We start from the raw sequence: 26,064 nt of genomic DNA on the forward strand, positions 1-26,064 counted from the left end.
GTAGTTGTCGGCATTTCACCATGGGGGACGTTCTGATGGGTAACGAAGAAAAGCTTCTTGAGCACCTGAAGTGGGTGACGGGCGAGCTGCACCAGACCCGTCAGCAACTGACCGAGGTCCAGTCCTCGTCGCGGGAGCCGATCGCGATCGTCGGAATGGGGTGCCGCTACCCCGGCGGAGTCGGCTCCCCCGACGACCTGTGGAACCTCGTCGCCACCGGACACGACGCCATCACCCCCTTCCCCACCAACCGCGGCTGGAACACCGACACCCTCTACAACCCCGACCCCGACACCCCCGGCACCAGCTACACCCGCGAAGGCGGCTTCCTCCACAACGCCACCCACTTCGACGCCGACTTCTTCGGCATCTCCCCCCGCGAAGCCCTCGCCATGGACTCCCAACAACGCCTCCTCCTCGAAACCACCTGGGAAACCCTCGAACACGCCGGCATCGACCCCACCCACCTCCGCGGCACCCGCACCGCCGTCTACACCGGCGTCATGTACCACGACTACGTCCAACTCCTCAACCACGTCCCCGACGACGTCGAAGGACTCCTCGGCACCGGCAACTCCGGCAGCATCGCCTCCGGCCGCATCTCCTACACCCTCGGCCTCGAAGGCCCCGCCGTCACCATCGACACCGCCTGCTCCTCCTCCCTCGTCGCCCTCCACCTCGCCACCCAAGCCCTCCGCCAAGGCGACTGCACCCTCGCCCTCGCCGGCGGCGTCACCGTCATGGCCACCCCCGGCGTCTTCATCGAATTCAGCCGCCAACGCGGCCTCGCCACCAACGGCCGCTGCAAATCCTTCTCCGCCCACGCCGACGGCACCGGCTGGTCCGAAGGCGCCGGCATGCTCCTCCTCGAACGCCTCACCGACGCCCAACGCAACGGACACCACATCCTCGCCGTCATCCGCGGCTCAGCCATCAACCAAGACGGCGCCAGCAGCGTCCTCACCGCCCCCAACGGCCCCTCCCAACAACGCGTCATCCACCACGCCCTCACCAACGCCGGACTGACCGCAGCCCAGATCGACGCCGTCGAAGCCCACGGCACCGGCACCACCCTCGGCGACCCCATCGAGGCACAAGCACTCCTCGCCACCTACGGCAAACACCACACCCCCGACCAACCACTCTGGCTCGGCTCCCTCAAATCCAACATCGGCCACACCCAGGCCGCAGCCGGCGTCGGCGGCATCATCAAAATGGTCATGGCCATACGCCACGGCATCCTCCCCCGCACCCTCCACGCCGACGAACCCTCCCCCCACATCGACTGGACCAGCGGCGCCGTCTCCCTCCTCACCGAACAGACACCCTGGCCCCAAACCGGCGAACCGCGCCGAGCCGGCATCTCCTCCTTCGGCGTCAGCGGCACCAACGCCCACGTCATCATCGAACAGGCGCCGGACCCGGACACCGACCCTTCCACCACAGCGACCGAACCTCTGATCACCACCGCCCTGGTGCCGTGGGTGCTGTCAGGACGCACTGACACGGCCCTCCGCGCCCAGGCCGGGCGGTTGCGGGAGTTCCTCACCTCGCATGCCGAGGAGCAGGTGGGGCTGGGTGAGGTCGGCTGGTCGCTGGCCACCGGCCGCACCCATTTCGACCACCGCGCCGTCATCCTCGGAGCGAGTCACCAGGACATGATGGCCGGGCTGGCGGCACTCGCCGACGGCCAGGACACACCCAGCGTGATACGCGGCACCAGGAGCAGCCAGGACGGGCGGGCGGTGTTCGTCTTCCCCGGCCAGGGCTCCCAATGGGCCGGCATGGCCCTCGACCTGCTCGACACCACCCCGATCTTCCGCCAGCACATCGAAGCCTGCGAGCGCGCCCTCGCCCCCCACACCGACTGGCGACTCACCGACGTCCTCCGCGGCCTGCCCGGGGCCCCGTCAATGGACCGCGTCGACGTCGTCCAACCCGTCCTCTTCGCCGTCATGGTCTCCCTCGCCCGCCTCTGGCAGGCCCACGGCATCGAACCCTCCGCCGTCATCGGGCACAGCCAGGGCGAAATCGCCGCCGCCCACATCGCCGGCGCCCTCACCCTGGACGAGGCGGCCCGCATCGCCGCCCTACGCAGCCAGGCCATCACCCGCATCGCCGGCAAGGGCGGCATGGGACACGTGGCGCTGCCGCAGGACCAGGTCACCGAACGACTCACGGCGTGGCCCGGCCTGTCCGTCGCCGCCGTCAACGGCCCCACCTCGACCGTCATCTCGGGCGACACCACCGCGCTCCAGGAGTTCATCACGGCGTGCGAGACGGACGGGGTGCGGGCCCGCACCATCCCCGTCGACTACGCCTCCCACAGCACCCACGTCGAAGAACTCCGCAACGAACTCACCACCCTCCTCGCCGACATCACACCCCAGGCGTCGACCATCCCCTTCTACTCCACCGTCACCGGCACCCTTCTCGACACCCGCCAACTCACCACCGAGTACTGGTACACCAACCTCCGCGAAACCGTCCGCTTCCACCCCACCCTGACCGCACTACTCCACGACGGCCACACCCTCTACATCGAAACCAGCCCCCACCCCGTCCTCACCACCCCCACCCAAGACACCATCGACACCACCACCACCACCACCACCGACACCGGCGGGGCGGTCGTCGGAACCCTGCGCCGCGACGAACCCGGCCCCACCCGCTTCCTCACCTCCCTCGCCCAAGCCCACACCCACGGCACCACCCCCACCTGGACCACCCTCAACCTGACTACTCGTCACATCGCCCTGCCCACCTACCCCTTCCAACACCAGCACTACTGGCCCGAGACGGCGGCCGGGACGCTCGGGGACGTATCGTCGGCAGGGCTGGGTGCCGTCGGGCATCCCCTGCTCGGCGCAGCCGTCGGGTTGGCCGAGGCGGACGGGATGCTGTTCACCGGGCAGCTGTCGCTGCGGGCCCAGCCCTGGCTCGCGGATCACGCCGTGCTGGACTCGGTGCTGCTGCCCGGGACGGCCTTCGTCGAGCTGGCGATCCGGGCGGGTGACGAGGTCGGCTGCGGGCGGGTCGAGGAGCTGACGCTGGAGGCACCGCTGGTGCTCTCGCGGGAGAGCGAGGTTCAGCTTCAGCTGTCCCTGGGCGAGGCGGACGCGGCCGGCCGTCGTGCGCTGGCCGTGTACTCACGTCCGGAGGGCGGCACGTCCGCCGCGCAGCAGCCCTGGGTGCGCAACGCCAGCGGCACGCTGCTGCCCGACGACGGACGGGACCCGGCACCTGCGGACCTGCGGTCCTGGCCTCCGGCCGGGGCGACCCCGGTCCCCGTGGAGGGCGTGTATCCGGAGCTCGCCGCACGCGGGTATGCGTACGGTCCCGCCTTCCGTGGGCTGCGGGCCGCGTGGCGCCTGGGCGAGGAGATCTTCGCCGAGGTAGCCCTGGCCGAGGACGACCATGCCGCGGCCGCGAGGTTCGGACTGCACCCCGCGCTGCTCGACGCGGCGCTGCACGCCCTCGGCCTGGTCGAGGGCGCCGGGCGCGGCGGCGTGGGCCTGCCGTTCTCCTGGAGCGGTGTCTCCCTGCACGCGACCGGTGCGACCGCGCTTCGGGTCAGGCTGTCGCCGGCCGGGGAGGACACGGTCTCGCTGACCGTCGCCGACCCGGGCGGGCAGCCGGTCGCCTCGGTCGACTCGCTGGTCCTGCGCCCCGTGTCGGCGGCCCAGCTGGACGGTGCCCGCGCCGCGAACGACCGGTCGTTGCTTCAGCTGGACTGGAGCGTGTTGTCCACCGGGGCCGCGCCGTCGGTGGCTCCCGGGTCGTGGGCCGTGGTGGGCTCCGACGCCCCGGGGCTGGCCGGGTCCCTGGCGGCGGCAGCCGTCCCGGTGGCCGGGTACGGGAGTCTGGAGGCGCTCGGTGCGGCGGTGGCTTCCGGTGTGCCGGCGCCGACGGCGGTGTTCGTGTCCTGGGCCCCCGAGGCCGGGGCGGGCGCCGACGGGGAGTCGGCCGGGGAGTCGGCCCTGCGCGAGATCGCCGCCGTCCACTCCGTGACGCGGCGGGCGCTGGCCGATGTTCAGTACTGGCTGTCCGGTGCCGGTGTGGAGGCGCTCGCCTCCTCCCGTCTGGTCGTCGTCACGCGCGGCGCCGTGTCGGTCGCGGAGGCCGTGGGTGGGCCCGCCGTTCCGGTCGACCTGGCGCAGGCCCCGCTGTGGGGTCTGCTGCGCAGCGCCCAGTCGGAGAACCCGGACCGGTTCGTGCTGTTGGACGTCGACGGCGAGGAGGCGTCCTGGCGGTCGCTGCCCGCGGCACTGCCCGCCGCCTTGGCCGCCGAGCATGCGCAGCTGGTGATCCGCGAGGGTGTCGCCCGGGTGCCTCGGCTGGCGTGGTCCTCCCAGGTCGGGAGGGCGCTGGCGGCTCCCGCCGGTGCGTCCCCGTGGCGGCTGGAGGTCGACGGTCCGGGGACGCTGGAGAATCTGGCACTGGTGCCCTGTCCGTCGGTGGACGAGCCACTGGCCGAGGGGCAGGTGCGGATCTCCGTACGGGCGAGCGGGCTGAACTTCCGTGACGTGCTGATCGCGCTCGGAATGTACCCGGACGCGACGGCGCTGATGGGCAGCGAGGCCGCCGGGGTCGTGCTGGAGGTGGGGCCGGGGGTGACCCGTCTCGCCCCCGGAGACCAGGTGGTGGGGCTACTCGCGGGCGGCTTCGGCACCGTGGCGGTGACGGATCACCGGATGGTGGTGCCGATGCCGGCGGGTTGGTCGTACACCGAGGCGGCGGCGGTTCCGGTGGTGTTCCTGACCGCGTACTTCGGCCTGCGCGACCTGGGCGGGCTGCGGGCCGGGGAGTCGGTGCTGGTGCATGCGGCGGCCGGCGGTGTGGGAATGGCGGCGGTGCAGCTGGCCCGGTACTGGGGTGCCGAGGTGTTCGGCACGGCGAGTTCGGGCAAGTGGGACACGCTGCGTGCGATGGGGTTGGACGACGACCACATCGCGTCCTCGCGCGACCTGGGCTTCGAGGAAGCGTTCGGTGCGGTCACGCGGGGTCGCGGGGTCGACGTGGTGCTGGATTCGCTGGCCCGGGAGTTCGTCGACGCGTCCTTGCGGCTGCTCGCTCCGGGCGGGCGGTTCATCGAGATGGGCAAGACCGACATCCGGGTGCCGGGGGAGGTCGCGGCCGTGCACCCCGGTGTGTCGTACCGGGCCTTCGACCTGGTCGAGGCTGGTCCGGAACGGATCGGGGAGATGCTCACCGAGGTGTTCGGCCTGTTCGAGCAGGGCGTTCTCCAGCCTCTGCCGATCACGGTGTGGGACGTCCGGCGGGCTCCGGAGGCGTTCCGCCATCTGAGCCAGGCACGGCACGTCGGCAAGATGGTGCTGACCGTCCCGGCGCCGGTGAACCCCGACGGGACGGTGCTGATCACGGGCGGGACGGGCGTCCTGGGCGGTCTGGTGGCGCGGCACCTCGTCACCGACCACGGCGCCCGGCACCTGGTGCTGGTCAGCCGGTCGGGGCCCGACGCCGCCGGTGCCACCGAACTCCACGCCGAACTCACCGCACTCGGCGCCACCGTCACCATCGCCGCCTGTGACACCGCCGACCCCGAGGCCCTGGGCCGCCTGCTGGACGCCGTCCCGGACCGGCACCCGCTCAGCACCGTCGTCCACGCCGCCGGCGCGCTCCAGGACGCGGTCCTCACCCGGCAGACACCGGAGCACCTCGCCCGCGCGCTCACCCCCAAGGTCGACACCGCCGTCCACCTCCACCACCTCACCCGTCACCTCCCCCTCGACCACTTCATCCTCTTCTCCTCCGCCTCCGGCATCCTCGGCGCCACCGGACAAGCCAACTACGCCGCCGCCAACGCCTACCTCGACGCCCTCGCCCACCACCGCCACGCCCAAGGCCTGCCCGCCACCTCCATCGCCTGGGGCCTCTGGGCCGAGAGCAGCGCGATGACCGGCCACCTCAACGACACCGACATCCACCGCATGACCCGCGCCGGCATGGCCCCGCTGGCCACGGACGAGGGGCTCGCGCTCCTCGACGCCGCACTCGCCACGCCGCATCCGCTCTCCGTCGCACTCCGGCTGGCGGACGGCGGGCCCCGGTCCGACGAGGCTTCGGTGCCCTCCCTGCTGCGGGGTCTGGTCCGTGCCCCGGCGCGGCGCGCCGCGGGGGGTGCGGCAGCCGGGTCGGACGGGCCGTCGCTGGGGCAGCGGCTGGCGGGGCTGCCGGAGGCGGAGCAGGAGCGGGTGGTGCTGCGCGAGGTCCTGGGCCACATCGCGGCGGTGCTCGGCCATTCCTCCGCCGACGGGGTCGACGGGCAGCGTTCGTTCAAGGAGTTCGGGTTCGACTCGCTGACCGCGGTGGAGCTGCGCAACCGGCTCAACAGGGTCAGCGGGCTGCGGCTGCCGGCGACGCTCGTTTTCGACCATCCCACGCCGGGGGCGCTGGCCCGCCGGCTTCGGACCGAGATCGCTCCGGAGACCGCCGGCTTCGGTGCCGCGTCCGCCGGTCTGCTGGAGGAGATCGGTCGGCTGGAGGCGGTCCTGGCGTCCTGTTCGCCCGAGGAGCTGGCCGCGATCGCGCCCGATGCCGAGGCGCGCTCGGCCGTCACGGGCCGGTTGAAGTCCCTCGTCTCGCTGTGGACCGAGGCCGCGGCGGCGCCGGAGGGCGCCGCCCAACCGGTGTCCGCGCGGCTCCAGTCGGCATCGGACGACGAACTCTTCGCCTTCATCGACGAGTTCGGCACGTCCTGACGGAGCCTCTCGGCGCCCTGAGGCCCGGCCCGGGCCTCAGGGCGCCGGCCCGGCCCGGGGCCGGATGCGGCTCCTCTGACCACTCCCCCTCATGGATTCGAACAGGTGACAGACTGATGGCGAACGAAGACAAGCTCCGCGACTACCTCAGGCGGGTGACCGCCGACCTCCACGAGGTCAGCGGCCGGCTGCGCGACATGGAGGCCAGGGAGCGGGAGCCGATCGCCGTCGTGGGCATGGGCTGCCGGTACCCGGGGGGCGTCCGCTCCCCCGAGGACCTGTGGCGACTCGTCTCCTCCGGTGGCGAGGCCGTCTCGGACCTGCCGAGGAACCGCGGCTGGGACGTCGACGGGCTGTACGACGCGGATCCCGACGCCCCTGGCACGTTCTACTCCCGGGCGGGCGGTTTCCTGCACGACGCCGATGCCTTCGACGCCGACTTCTTCGGGATCAGCCCGCGTGAGGCGTTGGCGATGGATCCGCAGCAGCGGCTGCTGCTGGAGACCTCCTGGGAGACGTTCGAGCGCGCGGGCCTGGACCCGGCATCGCTGCGGGACAGTGATACCGGCGTGTTCGTGGGGACCTTCTTCTCCGGTTACGACGCCGAGACCTCACCCGCGCGCGAGGAGTTGGAGGGCCACCTGGTCACCGGCACTGCGACCAGCGTCGCGTCCGGCCGCATCTCCTACACCTTCGGCTTCCAGGGGCCTGCGTTCTCGGTCGATACGGCGTGCTCGTCGTCGCTGGTGGCGCTGCACCTGGCCTGTCAGGCCCTGCGTCAGGGCGAGTGCTCCCTGGCGCTCGCCGGAGGCGCGACCGTCCTGTCCTCCCTCCAGTCGTTCGTCGAGTTCAGCCGGCAGCGCGGGCTGTCGGCGGACGGCCGGTGCAAGGCGTTCTCCGCCGACGCGGACGGCTTCGGCTTCGCCGAGGGAGCCGGGATGCTGCTGTTGGAGCGGCTCTCCGACGCGCAGCGTCACGGGCACGAGGTGTTGGCGGTGATCCGCGGTTCGGCCGTCAACCAGGACGGTGCCAGCAACGGCCTTACCGCGCCCAGCAGTTCCGCTCAACAGCAGGTCATCCGCCAGGCCCTGACCCGGGCACGGCTGTCGGCGGAGCACGTCGACGCGGTGGAGGCGCACGGCACCGGCACCTCGCTGGGTGATCCGATCGAGGTGCAGGCGCTCACGGCGGTGTACGGCAGGCAGCGACCCGCCGAACGCCCGCTGTGGCTCGGCTCGGTGAAGTCCAACATCGGCCACACCCAGGCGGCTTCCGGTGTGGCGGGTGTGATCAAGACGGTGATGGCGATCCGGCACGGGGTGCTGCCGCGCACCCTGCACGTGAACGATCCTTCGCCGCACATCGACTGGACCGGCGGCGCAGTCTCCCTCCTCACCGAAGAAACCCCCTGGCCGGAAACGGGCAAGCCGCGCCGGGCCGGGGTGTCGTCCTTCGGCATGAGCGGGACCAATGCCCACGTCATCATCGAGCAGGCACCACAGAGCCAGGACGACGATGCCCAGGCCGACCGGCCCGAGGCGGCGCCTCTGATCACCACCGCCCTGGTACCGTGGACGCTGTCCGGGAAGTCGGACGCGGCACTGCGGGCGCAGGCCGGCCGGTTGCGGGAGTTCCTCACCTCGCATGCCGAGGAGCAGGTGGGGCTGGGTGAGGTCGGCTGGTCGCTGGCCACCAGCCGCACCCACTTCGACCACCGCGCCGTCATCCTCGGAGCGAGTCACCAGGACATGATGGCCGGGCTGACGGCACTCGCCGACGGCCACGACACACCCAGCGTGATACGCGGCACCAGGAGCAGCCAGGACGGGCGGGCGGTGTTCGTCTTCCCCGGCCAGGGCTCCCAATGGGCCGGCATGGCCCTCGACCTGCTGGACGTCTCCCCGGCGTTCCGCCAGCACATCGAAGCCTGCGAGCGCGCCCTCGCCCCGCACACCGACTGGCGACTCACCGACGTCCTCCGCGGCCTGCCCGGGGCCCCGTCAATGGACCGCGTCGACGTCGTCCAACCCGTCCTCTTCGCCGTTATGGTCTCCCTCGCCCGCCTCTGGCAGGCCCACGGCATCGAACCCTCCGCCGTCATCGGCCACAGCCAGGGCGAAATCGCCGCAGCCCACATCGCCGGCGCCCTCACCCTCAACGACGCCGCCCGCATCGCCGCCCTACGCAGCCAGGCCATCACCCGCATCACCGGCAAGGGCGGCATGGGACACGTGGCGCTGCCGCAGGACCAGGTCACCGAACGACTCACGGCCTGGCCCGGCCTGTCCGTCGCCGCCCTCAACGGCCCCACCTCCACCGTCATCTCGGGCGACGCCACCGCGCTCCAGGAGTTCATCACGGCGTGCGAGACGGACGGGGTGCAGGCCCGCACCATCCCCGTCGACTACGCCTCCCACAGCACCCACGTCGAGGAACTCCGCGACGAACTCACCACCCTCCTCGGCGACGTCACGCCGCGGGCGTCGGCCGTTCCGTTCTACTCCACCGTCACCGGCGGCCTGCTCGACACCCGCGAACTCACCGCCGAGTACTGGTACACCAACCTGCGCGAGACCGTCCGCTTCCACCCCACCCTGACCGCGCTACTCGACGACGGCCACACCCTCTACATCGAAACCAGCCCCCACCCCGTCCTCACCACCCCCACCCAAGACACCATCGACACCACCGCCACCGCCACCGCCACCGGCGGGGCGGTCGTCGGAACCCTGCGCCGCGACGAACCCGGCCCCACCCGCTTCCTCACCTCCCTCGCCGAGGCGCACGCCCACGGCGCCGCCGTCACCTGGACGGCGCTCAACCTGATCGATCGTCATGTCGACCTGCCCACCTACCCCTTCCAACAGCGGAAGTACTGGCCCGAGACCGCCGCATCCATGGTCGGTCCGGGTGCAGCCGATCCCGTCGATGCGACATTCTGGACGGCGGTGGAGCACCAGGACCTCGACGAGCTCGTGCGCACGCTGGGAGTCGGGGCCGAGAACGAGAAGAGCGCGCTGAGCGCAGTCCTGCCCGTCCTGTCGTCCTGGCGCAGCGATCGGGTCGAGGAGTCAACGGTTGCTTCCTGGCGGTACCGGATCGTCTGGAACCAGGGGCCCGACTACGGCAATGAGACCAGGCTGTCTGGCACATGGCTGGTCGCGGTACCGTCCGCGTTGGCCTCCGACCCCTGGGTGGCGGCGTGCGTTGGCGCTCTGAACGACCGCGGCGCGCGGGTGGCCGTGCTGGAGCTTGACGCCTCAGCGGTGCTGCGTACGGACCTCGCGGCGCGCCTGGGCGACGTGGTCAGGGGTGCCGGAGCCGGGACCGTCGGCGGGGTGTTCTCCCTCCTTGCGCTGGACGAGTCACCGCATCCGGACCACCCGACGGTTCCCGCCGGCGTGGCCGCGACCCTGGCACTGGTGCAAGCGCTGCGCGACACCGCCGCCGAGTCGCCACTGTGGCTGGTCACCCGGGGCGCCGTGTCGGTGGGTGTCACCGATGTGCTCGCGAGCGCGCTACAGGCGCAGGTGTGGGGCCTGGGCCGGATCGTGGGGCTGGAGCATCCGCAGAGCTGGGGCGGGTTGCTGGACCTGCCCGACACCCTGGACGAGCGTGCCCTGGCCCGGATGGCAGGGGCGCTCACGGCTTCGGGCCACGAGGACCAGCTGGCCGTGCGCCCCTCGGGCGTGTTCGTGCGGCGGCTGGTCCCGGCCGGTACCGGTGGTTCCACGGTCGGGCGGGAGTGGCGGCCACGGGGTACGGCGCTGATCACCGGCGGCACCGGGGCGGTGGGGGCGCACGTGGCTCGCTGGCTGGTGCGCGGCGGTGCCGAGCACGTCGTGCTGACCAGTCGCCGGGGCCCTGAAGCGGCCGGGGCCGGGGAGCTGGCGGCGGAGCTCACCGCGCTGGGCGCGCAGGTCACGTTCGCGGCCTGCGACGTCGCCGACCGGGCGGCGCTGAAGCGGCTGGTCGCGGACCTGGAGGGTCGGGGGACACCGGTGCGTTCGGTCTTCCACGCCGCGGGGACCCTCACGGCGGCGCCACTGTCCGAGACCACCGTCGCCGATCTGGCCGACACGCTGGCGGCGAAGGCCGCGGGTGCCGAGAGCCTGGCAGAACTCTTCGACCAGGGAAGGCCGTTGGACGCCTTTGTGCTGTTCTCGTCGAACTCCGGCGTCTGGGGCAGCGGCGGCCACGGCGCGTACGCCGCGGCCAACGCCCACCTGGACGCGCTGGCCCAGCGCCGCCGGGCTGCCGGACTGACCGCGACCTCGGTGGCCTGGGGGCTGTGGGGCGGCGGCGGGATGGTCTCGGGTGCGGGCGAGGAGCAGTTGGAGCGGCGCGGGGTACGGGCGATGTCGCCGGAGCTGGCCGTCACGGCGCTGCACCGCGCGCTCGCCCACGACGAGACGACGCTGACCGTTGCCGACATCGACTGGGCACGCTTCGCTCCCGCCTTCTCCTCGGGACGTCCCCGTCCCTTGATCGAAGACATCCCCCAGGTCCGGCGGGTCCTGGACGAGACGGCGGTGGCAGTGGACGGTACCGACCCGTCGGCCGCCGGTTCGGCGCTGGCGCAGCAGCTCGCGACGTCCTCAGAGGCGGAACGGGAGCGGATCCTGGTGGACCTGGTACGGCACCACGTCGCGGCGGCGCTGGGGCACACGGCGGGCGAGGCGATCGACCCGGGCCGGGCCTTCCGCGACCTGGGCTTCGACTCGCTGACCGCCGTCAGCCTACGCAATCGGCTCAACGCCGCCACCGGCCTGCGACTGCCCAGCACGCTGGCGTTCGACCACCCGTCACCGCGCATGTTGGCGCAGTACCTGCGCACCGAGCTGGTCCAGGACGGCGCGGCGGCCGCCCTGCCCCTGCCCGACCAGCTCGACCGGCTGGAGGAGACGCTGGTCGGAGGGGCTCTGGACGGCCTGTCCCGGGCCACCGTCGCCAAGCGGTTGAAGGCCCTGCTGTCGCGCCTCGACGAGACGTCGGCCCGCTCCGGTTCCGCCGGGACCAAGGAGATGATCCAGTCGGCGGACGACGACGAGCTTCTCGCATTCATCAACCAACAGCTCGGCCGATCCTGAATCTTCGCGCACGCACCACCGAACCAGATCAGAGAGAACACGGGGAGTCCTGCCATGGCCAACGAAGAGACGTTGCGCGAATACCTGAAGCTGGTGACGGCCGACCTGCACGACACCCGCGAGCGTCTGCGGGAGCTCGCCGAGGCCGATCAGGAGCCCATCGCCATCGTCGCGATGAGCTGCCGCTATCCGGGTGACGTGGAGTCACCCGAGGGACTGTGGGAGCTGGTCCGCGACGGCCGGGACGCCGTCGCCGACTTCCCCACGGACCGCGGCTGGGACGTGGCCGGCCTCTACGACCCCGACCCCGGCCGGGCCGGCACCTTCTACGCACGCGGGGGCGGATTCCTGCGCGACGCCGCCGGGTTCGACGCGGACTTCTTCGGGATCTCGCCGCGTGAGGCGGTCGCGATGGATCCGCAGCAGCGGGTACTGCTGGAGGCGTCGTGGGAGGCGTTCGAGAGGGCCGGGCTGAACCCGGAGGCCATGCGCGGGGTCCGGGCGGGAGTCTTCGTCGGGGCGTCCCCGCAGGCGTACGGAACGGGTCTGGCGTCCGTGCCCGAGGAGGTCGAGGGCCACCTGCTGACGGGTGGTTCGGGAGCGGTGCTCTCCGGCCGCGTCGCCTACACCTTCGGCTTGGAGGGGCCCGCGGTCACCGTCGACACGATGTGCTCGTCGTCGCTGGTGGCGCTGCACCTGGCCTGCCAGTCGCTGCGCCAGGACGACTGCGCCATGGCGTTGGTCGGCGGTGTGGCCGTGATGTCCAACCTCGGATCCTTCGTCGAGTTCAGCCGGCAGCGCGGGCTGTCGGCGGACGGCCGGTGCAAGGCGTTCTCCGCCGACGCGGACGGAACCGGCTGGTCCGAAGGCGTCGGTGTCCTGCTGCTGGAGCGGCTCTCCGACGCCCGCCGCAACGGGCACCAGGTGCTGGCGGTGATCCGCGGCTCCGCCATCAACCAGGACGGCGCCAGCAACGGGCTCACCGCTCCGAACGGGCCGGCACAGCAGCGGGTCATCCGCCAGGCGCTCGTCAACGCCGGGCTGACCGCGGCCCAGATCGACGCGGTGGAGGCCCACGGCACCGGCACCACGCTGGGCGACCCGATCGAGGCACAGGCGCTGCTGGCCACCTACGGCCAGGAACGCGCCGAGGGCCGGCCGCTGTGGCTCGGCTCCCTCAAATCCAACATCGGTCACAACCAGGCGGCTTCCGGTGTGGCGGGTGTGATCAAGACGGTGATGGCGATCCGGCACGGGGTGCTGCCGCGCACCCTGCACGTGAACGAGCCGACGCCGCATGTGGACTGGACTACCGGAGCCGTGTCGCTGCTGACCGAGCAGACGCCCTGGCCGGAAACGGGCGAGCCGCGCCGGGCCGGGGTGTCGTCCTTCGGTGGCAGTGGGACCAACGCGCACGTCATCATCGAGCAGGCGCCGGACGTGGACTCCGCCGCTGCCACTCCTACGGCCGAGCCGCTGGTGGGTGCCGAGTTGGTGCCGTGGACACTGTCCGGGAAGTCGGACACGGCCCTACGGGCGCAGGCCGGCCGGTTGCGGGACTTCCTCACCTCGCATGCCGAGGAGCAGGTGGGGCTGGGTGAGGTCGGCTGGTCGCTGGCCACCGGCCGCACCCACTTCGACCACCGCGCCGTCATCCTCGGAGCGAGTCACCAGGACATGATGGCCGGGCTGGCGGCACTCGCCGACGGCCAGGACACACCCAGCGTGATACGCGGCACCAGGGGCAGCCTGGACGGGCGGGCGGTGTTCGTCTTCCCCGGCCAGGGCTCCCAATGGGCCGGCATGGCCCTCGACCTGCTGGACGTCTCCCCGGCGTTCCGCCAGCACATCGAGGCCTGCGAACGCGCCCTCGCCCCGCACACCGACTGGCGACTCACCGACGTCCTCCGCGGCCTGCCCGGGGCGGCATCGATGGACCGCGTCGACGTCGTCCAACCCGTCCTCTTCGCCGTCATGGTCTCCCTCGCCCGCCTCTGGCAGGCCCACGGCATCGAACCCTCCGCCGTCATCGGGCACAGCCAGGGCGAAATCGCCGCCGCCCACATCGCCGGCGCCCTCACCCTGGAAGAGGCGGCCCGCATCGCCGCCCTGCGCAGCCAGGCCATCACCCGCATCACCGGCAAGGGCGGCATGGGACACGTGGCGCTGCCGCAGGACCAGGTCACCGAACGACTCACGGCCTGGCCCGGCCTGTCCGTCGCCGCCCTCAACGGCCCCACCTCCACCGTCATCTCAGGCGACACCACCGCGCTCCACGACTTCCTCACCACCTGCGAAAGCGACGGCATCCACACCCGCACCATCCCCGTCGACTACGCCTCCCACAGCACCCACGTCGAAGAACTCCACGACGAACTCACCACCCTCCTCGCCGACATCACACCCCAGACCTCGACCATCCCCTTCTACTCCACCGTCACCGGCACCCTTCTCGACACCCGCGAACTCACCACCGAGTACTGGTACACCAACCTGCGCGAAACCGTCCGCTTCCACCCCACCCTGACCGCGCTACTCCACGACGGCCACACCCTCTACATCGAAACCAGCCCCCACCCCGTCCTCACCACCCCCATCCAAGACACCATCGAGAACACCACCAACACCACCACCGCCGCCATCGGAACCCTGCGCCGCGACGAACCCGGCCCCACCCGCTTCCTCACCTCCCTCGCCCAAGCCCACACCCACGGCACCACCCCCACCTGGACCACCCTCAACCTCCAACCCCACACCGATCACCTCGCCCTGCCCACCTACGCCTTCCAGCACCAGCACTACTGGCTCGACCATTCCAACTCCGCTCTGGGTGATGTCGCCGCCATCGGACTGAGCTCCGCCGACCACCCACTGCTCGGTGCCGCGGTCGGGCTGGCCGATGCCGACGGCGTGCTGCTGACCGGCAGGCTGTCGCTCTCCACCCATCCCTGGCTTGCCGATCACGGCGTGCTGGGCACGGTGCTGCTGCCCGGAACGGCTTTCGTCGAGCTGGCGATCCGGGCTGGTGACCAGGTCGGGTGTGAGCACGTCGACGAGCTGACGCTGGAGGCACCCCTGGTCATCCCGGAGGCCGGCGGCCTTCAGCTCCAGCTCTCGATCGGTGGAGCCGACGAGACCGGCCGCCGTCCGCTGACGGTGTTCTCCCGGGCGGAGGACGGTACAGGGCCTGGTGGCGGCGAGTGGATCCGCCATGCCAGTGGCGTCCTGGCCGGCAACGCTCCCGCTCCCTCGTTCGACCTCACCGTCTGGCCTCCGGAGGGCGCGGTAGCGCTCCCCGTGGACACCCTGTACGAGCGGCTTACCGAGACCGGCTACGGCTACGGGCCGGTATTCCAGGGGCTGCGGGCGGCATGGCAGCTGGGCGAGGACGTCTTCGCCGAGGTCGGCCTGCCCGAAGCGGAGCTCGACGAGGCCACGCGCTTCGGCCTGCACCCGGCGCTGCTCGACTCGGCGCTGCACGCCCTCGGGCTGCGCGCCGCGGAGGGGGCGCGGCAGGTCGGGCTGCCGTTCTCCTGGACCGGCGTGTCGCTGTACGCCACGGGTGCTTCCTCACTGCGTGTCCGGCTGTCGCCGGTGGGCGAGGGCGCAGTCCGGGTCGCCGTCGCGGATCACACCGGGGAGCCGGTGGCCTCGGCCGACTCGCTCGTGCTGCGGCCCGTTTCGGAGGAGCAGCTGGCGGGCGTGCCCAGCAGGCGTGGCGAGTCGCTGTTTCGGACGGTGTGGACGCCGGCGCAGCTCGCGCCGCTCGATGCCGGGGTGCCCGTCGCGGGGGCGGTAGGCCGGCTGGCCATTCTGGAGAGCCGCACCAATGCAGCGTCGGACGCGGACTCGGACGCGGACTCCAGCTCGGCCACGGGCCTGCTGCGGCTCGAAGGCCTGGAGCAGGTCGACCGCTACGCCGATCTGACCGCGCTGGCCGAGGCACTGGCGGCGGGCGGCAGCGACGTGCCCGACGTGATCGTGCTTCCCTTCCTCGGGTCGCCGCACGCGGCCGGCGGCGACTCGGCCGACACCGCGACGGCTGTGCATGGCGTCGCACAGCACCTGCTGACGACACTCCAGGGCTGGCTGGGCGATGACCGGCTACGGGACACCCGCCTGGTGGTGCTCACGCGCGGCGCGGTGAAGACCGGGTCGACCGATTCCCTCACCGACCTCGTGCACGCACCGTTGTGGGGTCTGGCGCGGTCCGCGCAGTCGGAGAATCCGCAGCGCCTGACGCTTCTGGACGTCGGGGCCGACCCTGCCGTCGACACCGACACCGACACCGCGGTCACGCTGTCCGGCGCCGTGCTCGCCGCGGTGCTGGGCGCCGACGAGCCCCAGTTCGCGTTGCGGGGCGGCCGGTTGTCGGTCGCCCGCCTCCAGCAGGTGGCGGCGGCGGACGGTGACCGCGAGGCGCCCGGCTTCGCAGCCGGGGGGACGGTTCTCATCACGGGAGGTACCGGTGTGCTCGGCGCGCATCTGGCGCGTCACCTCGTCCGGCGCCATGGGGTCCGCCACCTGCTGCTCACCGGTCGGCGCGGACCGCAGGCCCCGGGGGCGTCGGCGTTGCAGGACGAGCTGACCGGTCTGGGAGCCTTCGTCACGATCGCGGCGTGCGACGTGGCGGATCGTGCGGCGCTGGCCCGGCTCCTGGCCGACGTGCCGGCCGACCGTCCGCTCACCGCCGTCGTCCACGCCGCGGCGGCAGTGGACGACGGCACCGTCGAGAGTCTGACGCCCGAGCGGCTCGACCGGGTGCTCGCGGCCAAGGCGGACGCGGCCCTCCATCTCCACGAGCTGACGCGGGACTCGGAGCTGTCCGCGTTCGTGCTGTTCTCGTCGTTCTCCGGCGTGCTGGGCGCCCCCGGGCAGGGCAACTACGCCGCGGCGAACACCCTGCTGGACGCCCTGGCGGAGCAGCGCCGGGCCCAGGGCCTGCCTGCGCACTCGCTCGCCTGGGGTTTCTGGTCCGACCGCAGCGCGCTGACCGGCGCGTTGGGCGACACCGACGTGCGGCGGATGTCGCGCGGCGGTGTGACTGGGCTGTCCACCGAGGAGGGGCTGGCGCTGTTCGACACCGCGCTGGCCCTCGACGACGCCGTCGTGGCGCCGGTGCGCATCGATCTCGGGGGCTTGCACGCCCAGGCGCGTTCCGGTCAACTCCCTGCACTGTTGCGCGGGTTGGTCCGAGCACCGGCACGTCGAGCGGTCGAGTCCGGCTCGCAGGCCGCCGCTTCCCAGCTGCGACAGCGACTGCTGGGCCGGACGGATTCGGACCGCTCGGGTCTGCTGCTGGATCTGGTACGGGCCCAGGTGGCCGCGGTACTCGGCCACACGGGTGCCGAGTCGGTGGCGGCCGGACGGCCGTTCCGGGAGCTCGGGTTCGACTCGCTGACCGCCGTGGAGCTGCGCAACCGCCTCAACTCCCTGACCGGGCTGCGGCTTCCGGCCACTCTGGTCTTCGACTACCCGACGCCCGAGGTGCTCTCCCGTCACCTCATGGTGGAGGTCCTGGGGGCGGACGCCGGGGCGGTGCGGTCGGCGGGGCCGTCGCCGACGCGGGGCCCGGCTCCGACCACGGGCGAGGATCCGATCGTGATCGTGGGGATGAGCTGCCGGTTCCCCGGCGGCGCGGACTCCCCCGAGGCCCTGTGGCGGCTCGTGCACGAGGGACAGGACGCCGTCTCCGGCTTCCCGACGGACCGTGGCTGGGACCTGGAGCGGTTGTACGACCCGGATCCCGACCGCCCGGGTTCGAGCTATGTGCGCGAGGGCGGTTTCCTGTACGAAGCTGCGCAGTTCGATGCCGGGTTCTTCGGGATCTCGCCGCGTGAGGCGCTGGCGATGGATCCGCAGCAGCGGTTGCTGCTGGAGACGTCCTGGGAGGTGTTCGAGCGGGCCGGGATCGACCCGGCGTCAGTCCGGGGACAGCAGGTCGGGGTCTTCGCCGGGGCGTCGTCCCAGGACTACGCCGCGCTGCTGCCCGGCGGGCCGGAGGGGATCGAGGGCTATGCCCTGACCGGCAACGCGGCCAGTGTCATGTCCGGCCGCATCGCCTACACGCTCGGCCTGGAGGGGCCGGCGGTCACGGTCGACACGGCGTGCTCGTCGTCGCTGGTGGCGCTGCACCTGGCCGCGCAGGCGCTGCGGCAGGGCGAGTGCGACCTGGCGTTGGTCGGTGGTGTCTCGGTGATGCCGAGTCCGATCTCGTTCGTGGAGTTCAGTCGGCAGCGGGGGCTGGCGGCGGACGGGCGGTGCAAGCCGTTCGCCGCGGCCGCCGACGGCACCGGCTGGGGCGAGGGCGTGGGCATGCTGCTGATCGAGCGGCTCTCCGACGCACAGCGCCACGGGCACCGGGTGCTGGCCGTCGTCCGGGGTTCGGCCGTCAACCAGGACGGCGCCAGCAACGGCCTCACCGCCCCCAACGGTCCGTCGCAGCAACGCGTCATCCGGCGAGCGCTCGCCAACGCAGGGCTCAGCGCGACCGATGTCGACGCCGTCGAGGGCCACGGCACCGGTACGACGCTCGGCGACCCGATAGAGGCTCAGGCGCTGCTGGCCACCTACGGCCAGGAACGCGCGGAGGACCGGCCGCTGTGGCTCGGCTCCCTCAAAGCCAACATCGGCCACACCCAGGCCGCCGCCGGCGTCGCCGGCGTCATCAAGATGGTCATGGCCATGCGCCACGGCATCCTCCCCCGCACCCTGCACGTCGACGAACCGACACCACACGTCGACTGGACCAGCGGCGCCGTCTCCCTCCTCACCGAGGAGACCCCCTGGCCCCAGACGGGTGCACCGCGCCGGGCCGGCATCTCCTCCTTCGGCATCAGTGGGACCAACGCGCACGTGATCCTGGAGCAGGCACCGCTGGTCGAGGCACCGGATCCGGTGGAGGGGGCGACTCCCGCCACGGGCCTGGTGCCGTGGGTGCTGTCCGGCAAGACCGACGCCGCACTGCGCGCCCAGGCCGAACGCCTACACAGCCACATCGAGACCAACCCCGAACTCGATCTCGCCGACGTGGCCTGGTCGCTGGCAATGGAACGGGCAACGTTCGACCACCGAGCGGTCGTCCTCGCCGACCACCGCGACGACTTCCTCACCCGCCTACAGGCCCTCGCCGACGGCGAGCCCGCCCCCGGCCTCACCAAGGACACCACCACCCCCGGCAAAACCGCCTTCCTGTTCACCGGTCAGGGCGCCCAACGAGCCGGCATGGGACGCGAGCTGTACACACGCTTCCCCGTCTTCGCCGAAGCCTTCGACCACACATGCGCCCTCTTCGACACCCACCTCGACCGCCCACTCAAAACCCTCGTCTTCGCCGACCCCGACACCCACGAAGCCACCCTCCTCCACCAGACCGGCTACGCCCAACCCGCCCTGTTCACCCTCGAAGTCGCACTCTTCCGACTCATCGAAACCTTCGGCCTCACCCCCGACTACCTCCTCGGCCACTCCATCGGCGAACTCACCGCCGCCCACCTCGCCGGCGTCCTCAACCTCACCGACGCCGTCACCCTCGTCGCCACCCGAGCCCAACTCATGCAAGCCGCCCCCACCGGCGGCACCATGACCGCCATCCAAGCCACCGAAGACGAAATCCGCCCCCACCTCGACGGCCACCACCACCACGTCAGCATCGCCGCCATCAACAGCCCCACCAACCTCGTCCTCTCCGGCGACCCCCACACCCTCCACACCATCGCCACCCACTTCGAAAACCAAGGCCGCAAAACCAAAACCCTCAACGTCAGCCACGCCTTCCACTCCCCCGCCATGGACAGCGCCCTCACCCAACTCACCCACACCGCCACCACCCTCACCTACCACCCACCCCGCATCCCCCTCATCTCCAACCTCACCGGACACCCCGCCACCACCCAACAACTCACCGACCCCACCTACTGGGCCCAACAACTCCGCAACACCGTCCAATTCGCCCAAGCCATCACCACCCTCACCCACCACCACAACGTCACCACCTACCTCGAACTCGGACCCCACCCCACCCTCACCCCCCACACCCCCGACACCACCCACACCATCCCCACCCTCCACAACAACCGCAACGAAACCCACACCCTCCTCACCGCCCTCGCCCAAGCCCACACCCACACCACCCCCCTCACCTGGACCACCACCCTCAACCACACACCCACCACCCACACCAACCTCCCCACCTACCCCTTCCAACACCACCGCTACTGGCTCGGTACTCCGCTGGCCCGCCACTCGATCCCCGAGGTGTCCTCCGGAGCCACCCAGGCGCTGCTGGACCGGCTGTCGGACCTTCCGCCGGCCCGGCAGGACGACGTCCTGCTGGACCTGGTGCGCGGCCATGTGGCCGCGGTGCTCAGCCATGCCTCGCCGGACACGGTCGAACCGGAGCGCAGTTTCCGGGAGTCGGGCTTCGACTCGCTCACCGCCGTGGAACTTCGCAACCAGCTGACGGCCGCCACCGGGCTGGCGCTTCCCGCGACCCTGGTCTTCGACTACCCGACCCCCGCCCTGCTGGCCGGACACCTGCGCGCAGAAGTGCTGGGTGCCAAGGCACGCGGCGACGCACAGGCACCGGCGGCGGTCAGGGGCACGGATGACGACCCGATCGCGATCGTGGGGATGAGCTGCCGGTTCCCCGGGGACGTGAACTCCCCCGAGGACCTGTGGAGGCTCGTCCTCGACGGCACCGACGCGGTGTCCATGTTCCCGACGAACCGCGGCTGGGATCTCACCGAGCTGTACGACCCCGATCCCGAACGTAGCGGCACGAGCTACACGCAGGAGGGTGGCTTCCTCCACGAGGCGGCCGATTTCGATGCCGGGTTCTTCGGGATCTCGCCGCGTGAGGCACTGACCATGGATCCGCAACAGCGGTTGCTGCTGGAGACGTCCTGGGAGGTGTTCGAGCGTGCCGGGATCGACCCGGTGACGCTGCGGGGCAGCCGGACCGGGGTGTTCGTCGGCACGAACGGCCAGGACTACGGCGCCCTGCTGCTCGGCGCGGCGGACAGCTCCGAGGGACACCTGGGTACCGGGGGCGCGGCCAGTGTGATGTCCGGCCGTCTCGCGTTCTCGTTCGGCCTGGAGGGGCCGGCGGTCACGGTCGACACGGCGTGCTCGTCGTCGCTGGTGGCGCTGCACCTGGCCGCGCAGGCGCTACGGCAGGGCGAGTGCTCGGCGGCGCTGGTCGGTGGCGTGCTGGTGATGTCCACACCGGCCGCGTTCGTGGAATTCAGCCGGCAGCGGGCGCTGGCGGCGGACGGGCGGTGCAAGCCGTTCGCCGCGGCGGCCGACGGCACGGGCTGGGGTGAGGGCGTGGGCATGCTGCTGGTCGAGCGGCTCTCCGACGCACAGCGCCACGGGCACCGGGTGCTGGCAGTCGTCCGGGGTTCGGCCGTCAACCAGGACGGCGCCAGCAACGGCCTCACCGCACCCAACGGTCCGTCGCAGCAACGCGTCATCCGCCAGGCACTCGCCAACGCACGGCTGTCCGCGGCCGACATCGACGCGGTCGAGGCGCACGGCACCGGCACCAGGCTGGGCGACCCGATCGAGGCACAGGCGCTCCTCGCCACCTACGGCCAGGAGCACACCAGGGACCAACCTCTGTGGCTGGGCTCGCTCAAGTCCAACATCGGCCACACCCAGGCCGCAGCCGGCGTCGCCGGCGTCATCAAGATGGTCATGGCCATGCGCCACGGCATCCTCCCCCGCACCCTGCACGTCGACGAGCCGACACCACACGTCGACTGGACCGACGACAGCGTCTCCCTCCTCACCGAGGAGACCCCCTGGCCGGAGACCGGACGGCCCCGCAGGGCGGGTGTCTCCTCCTTCGGCATGAGCGGGACCAACGCGCACGTGATCCTGGAGCAGGCGCCGGCCGTGGAGACACCGGCTCCGGTGGAGGGGGCGACTCCCGCCACGGGCCTGGTGCCGTGGGTGCTGTCGGGGAAGACGGACGCCGCACTGCGCGCCCAGGCCGAACGCCTGCACAGCCACATCGAGACCAACCCCGAACTCGATCTCGCCGACGTGGCCTGGTCGCTGGCCGCGGAACGGGCAACATTCGACCACCGAGCGGTCGTCCTCGCCGACCACCGCGACGACTTCCTCACCCGCCTACGAGCCCTCGCAACCGGGGACACCCACCCGAACATCATCCGCGGCCACACGACCTCAACGAGCGGGCGCACCGCCTTCCTGTTCACCGGTCAGGGCGCTCAACGAGCCGGCATGGGACGCGAGCTGTACACACGCTTCCCCGTCTTCGCCGAAGCCTTCGACCAGACATGCGCCCTCTTCGACACCCACCTCGACCGGCCACTCAAAAGCCTCGTCTTCGCCGACCCCGACACCCACGAAGCCACCCTCCTCCACCAGACCGGCTACGCCCAACCCGCCCTCTTCACCCTCGAAGTCGCACTCTTCCGACTCATCGAAACCTTCGGCCTCACCCCCGACTACCTCCTCGGCCACTCCATCGGCGAACTCACCGCCGCCCACCTCGCCGGCGTCCTCGACCTCACCGACGCCGTCACCCTCGTCGCCACCCGAGCCCAACTCATGCAAGCCGCCCCCACCGGCGGCACCATGACCGCCATCCAGGCCACCGAAGACGAAATCCGCCCCCACCTCGACGGCCACCACCACCACGTCAGCATCGCCGCCATCAACAGCCCCACCAACCTCGTCCTCTCCGGCGACCCCCACACCCTCCACACCATCGCCACCCACTTCGAAAACCAAGGCCGCAAAACCAAAACCCTCAACGTCAGCCACGCCTTCCACTCCCCCGCCATGGACAGCGCCCTCACCCAACTCACCCACACCGCCGCCACCCTCACCTACCACCCACCCCGCATCCCCCTCATCTCCAACCTCACCGGACACCCCGCCACCACCCAACAACTCACCGACCCCACCTACTGGGCCCAACAACTCCGCAACACCGTCCAATTCGCCCAAGCCATCACCACCCTCACCCACCACCACAACGTCACCACCTACCTCGAACTCGGACCCCACCCCACCCTCACCCCCCACACCCCCGACACCACCCACACCATCCCCACCCTCCACAACAACCGCAACGAAACCCACACCCTCCTCACCGCCCTCGCCCACCTCCACACCCACACCACCCCCCTCACCTGGACCACCACCCTCAACCACACACCCACCACCCACACCAACCTCCCCACCTACCCCTTCCAACACCACCGCTACTGGCTCGACACCCCCACCACACCCGGCGACGCGACCGCTCTGGGACTGACCACCACCACTCATCCGCTGCTCGGCGCGGCGGTGAACCTGGCCGACGGCGGCCACCTGTTCACCGGCCGACTGTCCCCACGCACCCACCCCTGGCTGGCCGACCACACCGTCATGGGCTCGGTCCTGCTGCCCGGCACCGCCTTCGTCGAACTCGCCCTGCACGCCGGGGGCGAGGTGGGCTGCGACCGCCTGGACGAGCTCACCATCGAAGCGCCCCTGGTGCTGCCCGAAGGCGAGGCCGTGCAGATCCAGTTGTCGGTTGGGCCGGCCGAGCAGTCCGGCCAGCGGTCGGTGGCCCTGTACTCGCGGCCCGACGACGCCGCCCCGGATCAGCCGTGGACCCGCCATGCCGGCGGTGCGCTGGCCCCGGGAGACCGGGGTACGCCGACCGCGTGGGCCGGTGCCTGGCCCCCCTCGGACGCAGAGCCGGTGGACATCGACGGGATGTACGAACGGCTGGCCGAGGCCGGTCTGGAGTACGGTCCGATCTTCCAGGGGCTGCGCGCGGTCTGGCGCACCGACAAGGAGGTGTTCGCCGAACTGGCCCTGCCGAACGCCCCGGCGTCCTCCCACGGGCGCCGGGCTGATGCGGGGGCGTTCGGGCTGCACCCGGCGCTGCTGGACGCCGCCTTGCACGCGGTGGGTTTCGGCCCGTTCCTGTCCGAGGCGGAACGCGCTTCGGGTCAGGCACGTCTGCCGTTCTCCTGGGGCGGTGTGACCCTGCACGCCGCGGGTGCCGCCGAACTGCGCGTGCGGCTGTCCCCGGCCGGGGAGAACGCGGTGCGCCTGGCGGTCACCGACGCCTTGGGGGCTCCGGTGGCCTCGGTGGAGTCCCTGATGACGCGTCCGGTCTCGGCTCAGCAGCTGGAGGGTGCGCGCGCGGCCGGACGCGACTGGTTGTACCGGGTGGCGTGGAACCCTCTGCAGGCCGACGCCGAAGGTGCGGACGAGGGGCTCTGGGCGGTCGTCGAACCCGACGACCACCCGTCGGGTCTGCGGATCGACGAGGCGGACGGCGACGCGCGGGTCGAGCGTCACGCGGGTCTCGACGGGCTGCTGGACGCGCTCTCGGCGGGTGCCGCCGCGCCCGACGTGGTCCTCCTCCCGTACACGGGTTACGGCACCCCGACGGCGGTCGGTCGCACGGAGGCGCTCGACTCGCCCGCCACCGCCGCCGCGGTGCGCGAGGCCGCCCACGGCCTGCTCCACGTGCTCCAGCGGTGGCTGGCGGACGAGCGCCTGGCCGACACCCGGCTGGTCGTGGTCACCCGGGGCGCCGTCAGCACCGGTGACGACGACCCGCTCGCCAACCTGGTGCAGGCCCCGCTGTGGGGGCTGGTGCGCTCCGCCCAGTCTGAGCACCCGGGGCGGGTGACGCTGCTGGACGTGGACGCCGTCGGGGTCCGCGACGTGTCCGGTGATGCCGCGGTGCTGCGTCGCTCGGCCCTCGGCGTGGCGCTCGACCTGGGCGAGCCGCAACTCGCCATCCGCCGGGACGCCGCGCTCGTCCCCCGCCTGGAGCGGGTGGCTTCCGCTCCTGCCCCGGGCACCGACTCCGCGGAGGCCGCGGGATCCGGGGCGACGGGCACCGGTTTCGCGCCGGACGGCACGGTGCTGGTCACCGGTGGCACCGGGACCCTGGGCGCGCACGTGGCACGGCACCTGGTGACGCGGCACGGTGTGCGGCACCTGCTGCTGACCAGCCGGCGGGGACCCGACGCCCCGGGCGCCGCCGACCTGTCCTCGGAGCTGACCGGTCTGGGAGCCGAGGTCACCGTCGTGGCCTGCGACATCGCGGACCGACCCGCCGTGGCTCGCCTGCTGGCCGGCATCCCGGCCGAGCACCCGCTCACCGGGGTGATCCACACGGCGGGTGCGGTCGACGACGCCGTGCTGGAGTCGCTCACCCCCGACCGGGTGGACGGTGTGCTGGCCCCCAAGGGTGACTCCGCGTTCCATCTGCACGACCTCACGCGGGAGTACGACCTCGCCGCTTTCGTCCTGTTCTCCTCCGCGGCGGCCACCTTCGGCGGCCCCGGCCAGGGCAACTACGCGCTGGCGAACACCGCGCTGGACGCGCTGGCCCAGCACCGGCACGCCCTGGGGCTGCCGGCCACCTCGGTGGCCTGGGGGCTGTGGGCTGAAACCAGCGGCATCACGGCCCACCTCGGCGACGCGGATCTGAGCCGGATGTCCCGGGCCGGCATGGCGCCGCTCTCCACGGAGGAAGGGCTGAGGTTCTTCGACGCGGCACGCGCCACCGACCAGCCCCTGGTCGTGGCGATGCGGCTGGACACGGCGAAGGTCCGGGCCCAGGGTGCGGCGGCGGTGCCGCTGCTACTGCGGGGCCTCGTCCGGGTGCCGGTGCGCTCCGCGGCCGGAGGCGGGTCCGCGCCCGCTCCGGGCGCGGGCGAGGCGCTCAGGCGACGCCTGGCCGGGGTGTCCGGATCCGACCGCGACAAGGCCGCGCTCACCTTCGTGTCGGCGCAGATCGCCACGGCCTTCGGGCACGCCAACCCGTTGGCGGTCGTGCCCGACCGCCCGCTGGGCGAGCTCGGGCTCGACTCGCTGATCGCCGTCGAACTGCGCAACCGGCTCAGCGCGGAAACCGGGCTCCGGCTCCCGGCGACCCTCACCTTCGACTACCCGACACCGCAAGCGCTCGCCGGATACCTGCTGGCCGAGCTGCTGCCCGAGGAGACCGCCGACGGCGCCTTCGCCGGTGCACCGGCCGCTGACGAGGCGGCACTGCGGCGGACCATCGCGGCCATCCCCGTGGCCCGGATCAGGGAGGCGGGCCTGATGGAGGCATTGCTGCGGCTGGCCGGCCCGCAACACACCGAGCCCGAGAATCCCGAACCCGCCGACGAGGCGGCTCTGATCGCAACCATGGATATCGCAGGGCTCGTCCAGATGGCCCTCGGCGACGACGACCAGTCCTGACCAGCTCTGACACACGG

At 72.0% G+C, this 26,064-nt stretch carries 3 protein-coding genes; all 3 read left to right on the forward strand.

All coding sequences use genetic code 11. From position 1 onward, the window contains the following. Positions 1–32: 32 nt before the first annotated feature. The 3 genes from RMN57_RS06215 to RMN57_RS06225 all read left to right on the forward strand — a co-directional run bounded on the left by RMN57_RS06215 (position 33) and on the right by RMN57_RS06225 (position 26,047). Positions 33–6,722 (forward strand): SDR family NAD(P)-dependent oxidoreductase, encoded by a 6,690-nt coding sequence (locus RMN57_RS06215; protein ID WP_396327987.1) that lies wholly within the window; start codon positions 33–35, stop codon positions 6,720–6,722. A gap of 113 nt (positions 6,723–6,835) precedes the next feature. Continuing rightward, the gene (locus tag RMN57_RS06220; protein WP_396327988.1) at positions 6,836–11,812 is read left to right on the forward strand and encodes a type I polyketide synthase; all 4,977 of its coding nucleotides are present in this window, start codon (positions 6,836–6,838) and stop codon (positions 11,810–11,812) included. A 54-nt stretch (positions 11,813–11,866) separates the two neighbouring features. Next, a complete protein-coding gene (locus tag RMN57_RS06225) occupies positions 11,867–26,047 on the forward strand; it encodes a type I polyketide synthase (protein WP_313762361.1) in 14,181 nt (4,726 codons plus the stop codon). The last annotated feature ends 17 nt before the right edge of the window (positions 26,048–26,064 follow it).

This window comes from Kitasatospora sp. CM 4170, from assembly GCF_032110285.1.
GTDB lineage: Bacteria > Actinomycetota > Actinomycetes > Streptomycetales > Streptomycetaceae > Kitasatospora > Kitasatospora aburaviensis.

Bases quoted from the DNA above. Each gene is read 5' to 3' on its own strand.
- RMN57_RS06225 (WP_313762361.1), top strand. From the start codon at position 11,867: ATGGCCAACGAAGAGACGTTGCGCGAATACCTGAAGCTGGTGACGGCC.